Here is a 7,866-nt window from a genome sequence, read left to right on the forward strand (position 1 = left end):
CGCTGACCGGGATCTTCATGGGCCTGCTCGCGGTCGGGGCCGGCTCCATCGGCTCTCTGGTCGTGGCCACATCCGTCGCGTTGGCGCGGGGACGGCACGGGCTGTTCCTCGCGGCCTGGATCCTGGCGACCGCCGCGAGCATCGCGATGTTGTTCCTGCCGTTGGACGTCCAGAGCAACGTCATCATCAGCCTCGCTGTCGGCCCGGTCGTCGGCGTCGTCGTCGCGTTGACGGCCCTGGCTGGGCGCGTCCGGTTGGATCCGCCCCACTGATCTGACAAGGCTGCCGGCCGCGAAAGCGCCTGCTTTACCCGCCTCCGTACCTCCCGTACGGGTGCGTTCGGGTCCCTCCATGGTTGGAGTCCCGCCACGTCTTGGCGCGTGTGATCTCCGCGTGATCCGGGGTGCCACGCACCCTCAGCGGAAGACTTCTTCAGGGTTGTCGACGGTGATGGAGTCCAAGCCGTAGTAGCGCGCGAACCAGCGGTTGAACGACGCATTCGGGTCGGCGCGGAGATTACCGGTGTACGCCAGGGCGTTGTAGCGGTTCGTGGGCTGGCGGAACTTGGTGACCACCACATCCAGGTTCCCAGCAGCCTTGCTCTCCTCGATGACCCGCAGCTCCTGCGCCACCTCGGCATGCGTCTGGCTGATGGACGTGGAGGCGCAGACGTACTCGAAAGACCCCCAGCCCAGCAGCACCAGGATCGCCGCGCCCAGAGCCGCCGCCGCCCACCCGGGCGCCGTCCGGCTCCATTCGCGCCCCGCGATCCCGATCGCGATGAGGAGGAACAGCACGGTCCAGATCCACGAACGGTGCGGCATGGTGGGAGTCACCACCATCGCCAGCCCGGACACCACGCCCGCGATCACATAGGCCGCCGCCGTCCAGCCGGGGCGTCCGAGCGGTCCGCGCGCCCGCGCGACCAGGAAAACCACCACGAAAACCCCCAGCAGGACGCCGGAGGTCTCGCCGGCGACCTGGAGGATGTAGGGGATCCGCTCGATCACGGTGAGCTCTTGCGTCCCGGCCAGCTTCTCCGCACGCAACCGATTGCCCGGCGAGATCAGCTGCACCATGAGCCCCACGCCTGCCCCCACCACCCCCAGCCACGCCCAGGCGGGAATGCGGCCGCCGCGAGCGCTGCGTCCGAGCATGAGGAGAAAGGCGAGCAGGATCCACGCCCCCGCGCTGTTCTCGTTGGTGCTGCCCCCGATCAGCCCGAGCGCCACCACGCCACCCGTGACCGCCGTCCCTGACGGCACGCGCTGGGCGACGGGGGCGGACGCCAGGAGCCGGTAGGGCACGAGCGTCACCAGCGTGACGAGCGACATCCACAGGTAGTTGACTGCCCCCGACATCCACAGCACGGCCTGCCCGAAGTACGGGACGAACAGCCACAGGCCCCCGAACACCGCGAGCTCCGCGGCGGGTGAGGGGCGGCGGCCGGGTGCGACATGCCACACTACCAACCGGCCAACGGCGAGGAACACGAGCGTGTTCACGACATCGAAGACCGCCTTGGGGAACAGGCAGAAGAACTGCAACGCGGCGTGCGCGAGGTTCCTGCCGTTCTGTGTGTTGTAGTGAGTCCAGATCGATCCGAAAAGGTCGAGCGGGCTTGCCAGCAGTCGAGTCGATGCGTCGGGCGGACCTACCTGGAAGACGAAGTGGTAGATGAAGTCGTCGGCGGTGAAGTCCGTCATGCGGTTCAGCTGCCAGACCAGCGCGAACACCGCGACATACACGGCCAGGCGAGCCGCCTGTGGTGCTCGGGACGCCGTCACAGCAGGCATCGTATTGCCGGACGCCTCAGTTCCCGGGTCGGCGGCACGAGGACGAGCGCAGGTCGTACAGCAGGTAGGTTCCCGCATCGTTGACGAGTGCACAGTGCTCCGACAGATGATCGCGGAGGTCCGTCTGTTCGGAAAGCTGCCAGCGCTCATCCTCAGTGATGAGGAAGTAGTTGCTCCCCCGGGTCCGCTTGGTCCACTCCGACTCGAACCAGCCCGGCGCCTCGTCGTCCATGAGGTCGCGGTCGAACACGGAGGGCCACGCCGCGAAGGAGCGCCACCCGAAGTACCGGAACGGATGGCCGTACTCGGGCAGGAGGCCGGTCACCTTGTCCGAGGGGTCGAAGATCTGGCCCAAGGCGCGCCAGCGAGCAGCCTCCCCGCGGAAGTCGTCCCCCATGAGCTGCCGGTACGACGCCGTGGCGGACCACGCCACCCCGAGGGCAAGCAGCAGCGCCACGCCCACCCGCAGCGTTGCCGAACGCCGTCGCACCAACGATGCGACCGCGGCCAACACGGCGCCGACACCGACAGCCACCACGGGCGCCAACGGCAATGAGTAATAGTCGTGGGTCGACATGTGATGCGAGACGGTGAACCCCAGCACCACATACCCCACCACCCAGCCCCACAAGGACGCCAACGCACCCCGATGCGCCACGAGGCAGACCCCGACCGCCGCCACCAACAGCCAGGGGGTCCCGAAGACCCCATCGACCATCGCCCCCCAGCCGGCATAGAAGTCCGCGCTCCCCCAGAGCTCCGGGTAGAAGCGGCCCGCGAACTGGCCGCTCGTCGTTCCCGGCTGCGCCACCCCGTACAACAGCAGGGGCGGCAGAGCTGCCAGCGCCGCCGCCACGTACAGCTGCCCTGACGTGACTGCTCGCCAGCCTCTCGTGCCCAGCGACAACCCGACCCAGAACGGCGCGAGCATGAAGCCGGACAGCGGCTTGACCAGCACCGCCAGACCGGTCACCAGTCCCGCGGTGACAGCCCAGGCCCACTGTCGCCCCCGGACGGACTCGGTGGCCCACCCCACGGCGAGCCAGAGGGAACCGGCCATGAGCGCAACCATCAGGGGGTCAGGCATGAATGCCCGACTGGCCACCACCCCGAAACCGAAGAACGTGACGTAGGCGAGCGCGGCAAGGGCACCGACCGGCCCCACCAATCTGCGGGCCGCGGCGTACACCGCCAGCGACCCGAGCGCCCAGAAACCGATCGACAACACCCGCGGGATCCACAATGCCTCGTCCCCCACGATCCGGTAGCCCGCGACGGCCAGCGTTTCGAGGATCGGCGGCTCGTTGACCGACTTGAGATCCCATCCCTCTTGGGCCAGTGCCCGCTGCCACGCAGGCGCACTCTCCAGGTCGGCGTAGTACATGCCACGCGCGATCTCTGCTGAATGCAACTGACGGGTCGCATGGAAGTCCAATGGAGGATCCTCGAGATCCGACAAGCGCAGCAGCAAGCCGGCGAGCACCAGAACCACCACGCACACGGCATGGCCCCAACGCCGCCAGCGCACCCCACCCTCGCCCACCGGCCCAATCTAGACGAACACGACCCCGACGGCTGGACGTCCCGCCGGCGGCGCCAGACGGCCTACGGTGTCTGGGTCTCGTCCCGACGGACCCGCGGCGCCCGCTTGCGGAGCTCCTCGTCGAACAGCCGCTTCACGGCCGCGGAGTCGAGGACGCCGTTGATCCCGTCGAGCTTCCCCGCGGCGGCGCGCTGGCAGACGGCCAACCACGCCTGCCCCATAGCGAGGGTGAATCCAGAGGCGACCGATGCGTTGATGACGCCTCCGGCGATCTGCCCGGCTCCGGGGATGAGCTCCAGCAGGCTCGTGGCGGCCTGGCGTCCGGTCGCAGTGGCCAGTGACGTCGACGCGACGGCGAGGATGGCCGCCCGGTCGAAGGGCACGTTGTAAAGCTGTGCGATGCGCGCCATCATGCCGAGCTGCAAGGGCACGAGGATCGCCGCCGAGCTGAACGGGATCGGGACGGCGGCTGCGGTGGCCGCCCCGGCGACCGACGCCGCTATGTGCTTGTTCGCCTGCCGCGCTTTGGCGTCGAGGTCCACCCTCTGCGCCGTCGCGAGCGCTGCGTGGACCGCATCTGGGACAACCAGAAAGGTGGCGTTCACGAGCTCCATCAAGCCGTAGGCCGGCTGACCGGTGAACTGGTCCCTCATCGCGTAGGTCATGAACGGACGCCCGGCCACGATCGGCAGGTTGAGGCTCTCGACGTGCGCGGCGAGAGCGAGGGCGTCCGGATGGAACTGCCCGTCGCGCACCGGCACCTGCGTGAAGACGAGGATGACAGGCACGTCCAGGTCGGCGAGCGTGCGGATGAGTTCCGCCTCGGCCTCCTCGAAGCGCCGGTCGAGAGCGCGGACGCAGTACCACGCGGCGTGCATCTGATCGGCCACGGGCAACTTGCGCTGGTTGGAGACGAACTGCTTGATCTCCTTGACCAACGCCTTGTCGTCGCGGCCGATCTCGATGCCGCGGGTGTCGATGAGGCCCAGGCTGCCGTGGACGCCGACGTAGAGGTGCGAGTCCTTGGTGATCGGCGCACCCACGCCGGTCGCGGCGACCTCCTCCCCGAACACGGCATTGATCAGCGTCGACTTGCCCACCCCGGTCTTGCCGAAAACGCCGAGGTTGAAGCGACCCATGAGTCCCGACTGCTTGTCGAACTCGGAACGGAACGACTCCGTGAAGAACTGCGTCACGGCGTCCAGCCTATTCAGGCTGCGGTTCGTGCGGGACGGGGCTGTCCCTGACCGGCCCCCCGCGGGGTGTGTCTGTTGCGTGGAATCGGCCTCCGTGAAGTCATGGCGCCGCTACGGTGTCCCGCGGCCCCCCTGCGACCGAGGAGACCCGGATGGACCTGTTCCGCACCAAGAGCATCGAGCAGTCGATCGCCGACACCGACGAGCCGGAATACCAGCTCAAGAAGTCGCTGACGGCCCTCGACCTGACCGTGTTCGGCGTCGGTGTCGTCATCGGCGCCGGGATCTTCACGCTGACCGGCCGCGTCGCCCACGCCATGACCGGCCCCGCCATCGTCATCAGCTTCGTGCTCGCGGCCCTCGCCTGCGCCCTGGCGGCGATGTGCTACGCCGAGTTCGCCTCGACCGTTCCCGTCTCCGGCTCGGCCTACACGTTCAGCTACGCGTCGCTCGGGGAGTTGCTGGCGTGGATCATCGGGTGGGATCTGATTCTCGAGATGTTCCTCGGTGCGTCGGTGGTGGCCCAGGGGTGGAGCGCCTACCTCGGCGTCTTCCTGGGCAAGGTGGGCATCGTGCTGCCCGAAGCCATCAGCTACGGAGGCGTCGTCGACCTGCCCGCAGTGCTCCTCGTGATCGTGCTCGGCCTGCTCGTGTCCATCGGCATCAAGGAGTCGATGCGGGTCAACATGGTTCTGGTCGGCCTGAAGCTGTTCATCGTGTTGTTCGTGATCATCGCGGGCATCCAGTTCGTCAACCCGGCCAACTACGCGCCGTTCATCCCCACGCCGGTGGCCACCGAGGCATCGACGGGGTGGACGCAGCCGCTCCTCCAGTGGATGACCGGGGCAGCGCCCGCAGCCTTCGGCGTCCCCGGCATCTTCGCCGGCGCCGCCCTCGTGTTCTTCGCCTACATCGGGTTCGACGTCGTGGCGACCGCCGCCGAGGAGACGAAGAAGCCCCAGCGTGACCTGCCCATCGGGATCATCGCGTCGCTCGTCATCTGCACCGTCTTGTACTGCGCGGTCGCGCTCGTGGTGACGGGGATGGTCCGCTACGACCAGCTCGACCCGAGCGCCGCCCTGGCCAACGCGTTCGTCAACCACGGCCAGGGCTGGATGGCCACCCTCATCTCGGCCGGTGCGGTCGCGGGGCTGACGACGGTCGTCCTCACGCTCATGGTCGGCGCCACGCGCGTCATCTTCGCCATGTGCCGCGACAACTTGCTGCCGATGGGCCTCGCCAAGGTGCACCCCCGGTTCCGGACGCCGTGGCTCATCACCGCCATCGTGACCTTCATCTGCGCCGTTACCGCCGGCTTCACGCCGATCGGCGTGCTGGAGAGCATGGTCAATATCGGGACGCTCAGCGCGTTCGTGCTCGTGTCCCTCGGCGTGCCCGTGCTGCGCCGGAAGCGACCCGACCTGAAACGCGCCTTCACGGTGCCCTTCTCCCCCGTTGTGCCCATCCTGTCGGCGCTCGTCTGCGGCTACCTGATGCTCAACCTGTCGCTCGAGACGTGGGTGCGCTTCCTCGCCTGGCTGGCAATCGGGCTGATCATCTACTTCGCCTGGTCCCGCCACCACTCCCGCCTCCAGACTGGCATCGCACTCTCCCCGGACCTCGAGCAGGCCCTGCGCGAGAACCACTGATGCCGAGTGCCGGATGCCGCGGCAACGGGCGGCACCGGCTACGGCACCGTCGGCGTCCCGGCGTAGCATGGGGCGTTCGCTGTCCCCAGCCTGATCGGATCCTCCATGCCCACTCGCGCTGACCTGCGCAACGTCGCGATCATCGCCCACGTCGACCACGGCAAGACCACGCTGGTGGACGCCATGCTGTGGCAGTCCGGCGCCTTCCGCGAGAACCAGGACGTCGAGAAGCGCGTCATGGACTCGATGGACCTCGAGCGCGAGAAGGGCATCACGATCCTCGCGAAGAACACCGCCGTCGAGCACGAGACGGCCTCGGGCGACACCGTGACGATCAACATCATCGACACCCCCGGCCACGCCGACTTCGGCGGCGAGGTCGAGCGCGGGCTCGAGATGGTCGACGGCGTCCTGCTCCTGGTGGACGCCTCGGAGGGCCCGCTGCCGCAGACGCGGTTCGTGCTGCGCAAGGCACTCGCCAAGCACCTCCCCATCATCGTGGTGATCAACAAGGTCGACCGCGCCGACGCCCGGATCAGCGAGGTCGTCGACGAGGTGTACGCCCTGTTCATGGACCTCGTGGAGGACGACGAGGCCGACAAGCTCGACTTCCCGATCGTGTACTGCGCGGCGAAGGCCGGCCGGGCATCGCTCGCCCAGCCCGCCGACGGCGGTATGCCGGACGCCGACAACCTCGAGCCGCTGTTCCAGACGCTCCTCGAGCACATCCCGGCCCCCACCTACACCGAGGGCGCGCCGCTGCAGGCGCACGTGACCAACCTCGACAGCTCCCCCTACCTCGGCCGGCTCGCTCTGTGCCGCATCGTGGAGGGCGAGCTGAAGCGCGGCCAGCAGGTGGCGTGGATCCGGCGCGACGGGACGACGGCGAACGTCAAGCTCTCCGAACTGCTCATGACGAACGCCCTCGAGCGTGTGCCCGCCGAGTCCGCCGGGCCGGGCGACATCGTGGCCATTGCGGGCATCCCCGACATCACGATCGGCGAGACGCTGTCCGACCCCACCGACCCCCGTCCGCTGCCGCTGATCCACGTGGACGAGCCGTCGATCTCCATGACGATCGGCATCAACACCTCACCGCTCGCGGGCCGGTCGGGCAAGAAGCTCACCGCGCGCCTCGTGAAGGCGCGCCTGGACGCCGAGCTCATCGGCAATGTCTCGATCAAGGTGCTGCCCACCGACCGGCCCGACACCTGGGAGGTGCAGGGGCGCGGAGAGCTCCAGCTGGCCGTCCTGGTCGAGATGATGCGCCGCGAGGGCTTCGAGCTCACCGTCGGCAAACCCGAGGTGCTGACCCGGGTGACCGACGGCGTCCTCACCGAACCCGTCGAACGGCTGACGGTCGACGTGCCGGAGGAGCACCTCGGCACCGTCACGCAGCTCATGGGCACCCGCAAGGGCCGCATGGAGCAGATGATCAACCACGGCACCGGCTGGGTGCGGCTGGAGTTCATCGTGCCCGCGCGCGGGCTCATCGGCTTCCGCACCGAGTTCCTCACCGAGACCCGCGGCACCGGCATCATGCACCACGTGTTCGAGGGCTACGAGCCGTGGGCGGGCGAGATCAAGACGCGCATGACGGGGTCCCTCGTCGCCGACCGGACAGGATCGGTCACGTCGTACGCGCTGTTCAACCTGCAGGAGCGCGGCATCCTGTTCGTCGC

6 protein-coding genes are annotated in these 7,866 nt (G+C 68.4%); 3 read left to right on the forward strand and 3 right to left on the reverse strand.

All coding sequences use genetic code 11. The annotated features are described in order from the left end of the window. The coding region (locus tag Q1K57_RS02695; protein ID WP_300078733.1) for a hypothetical protein at positions 1-272 on the forward strand (272 nt) is incomplete at its 5' end. Between the two features lie 144 nt (positions 273-416). On the opposite strand, the gene Q1K57_RS02700 is transcribed toward Q1K57_RS02695, so the two are convergent. The 3 genes from Q1K57_RS02700 to Q1K57_RS02710 all read right to left on the reverse strand — a co-directional run bounded on the left by Q1K57_RS02700 (position 417) and on the right by Q1K57_RS02710 (position 4,535). Next, positions 417-1,787, reverse strand: a complete 1,371-nt coding sequence (locus Q1K57_RS02700) for a DUF6056 family protein (RefSeq protein WP_300078735.1) — start codon at positions 1,785-1,787, stop codon at positions 417-419. 25 nt (positions 1,788-1,812) lie between these two features. Next, on the reverse strand, positions 1,813-3,339 hold the full coding sequence (locus Q1K57_RS02705; RefSeq protein ID WP_300078737.1) for a glycosyltransferase family 39 protein: 1,527 nt from the start codon (positions 3,337-3,339) through the stop codon (positions 1,813-1,815). A gap of 62 nt (positions 3,340-3,401) precedes the next feature. Next, complete coding sequence (locus Q1K57_RS02710; RefSeq protein WP_300078739.1) at positions 3,402-4,535, reverse strand: GTPase; 1,134 nt, start codon at positions 4,533-4,535, stop codon at positions 3,402-3,404. Positions 4,536-4,687: 152 nt separating this feature from the next. On the opposite strand from Q1K57_RS02710, the gene Q1K57_RS02715 reads away from it, so the two are divergent. Both Q1K57_RS02715 and typA read left to right on the forward strand, forming a co-directional pair. Beyond that, positions 4,688-6,184, forward strand: a complete 1,497-nt coding sequence (locus tag Q1K57_RS02715; protein WP_300078741.1) for an amino acid permease — start codon at positions 4,688-4,690, stop codon at positions 6,182-6,184. Positions 6,185-6,289: 105 nt separating this feature from the next. Next, positions 6,290-7,866: translational GTPase TypA (gene typA, locus Q1K57_RS02720; RefSeq protein WP_300078745.1), on the forward strand; the 1,577-nt coding region annotated here is incomplete at its 3' end.

It is taken from the genome of Propioniciclava sp. (assembly GCF_029977985.1).
In the GTDB taxonomy this organism is placed as follows: Bacteria; Actinomycetota; Actinomycetes; order Propionibacteriales; family Propionibacteriaceae; genus Propioniciclava.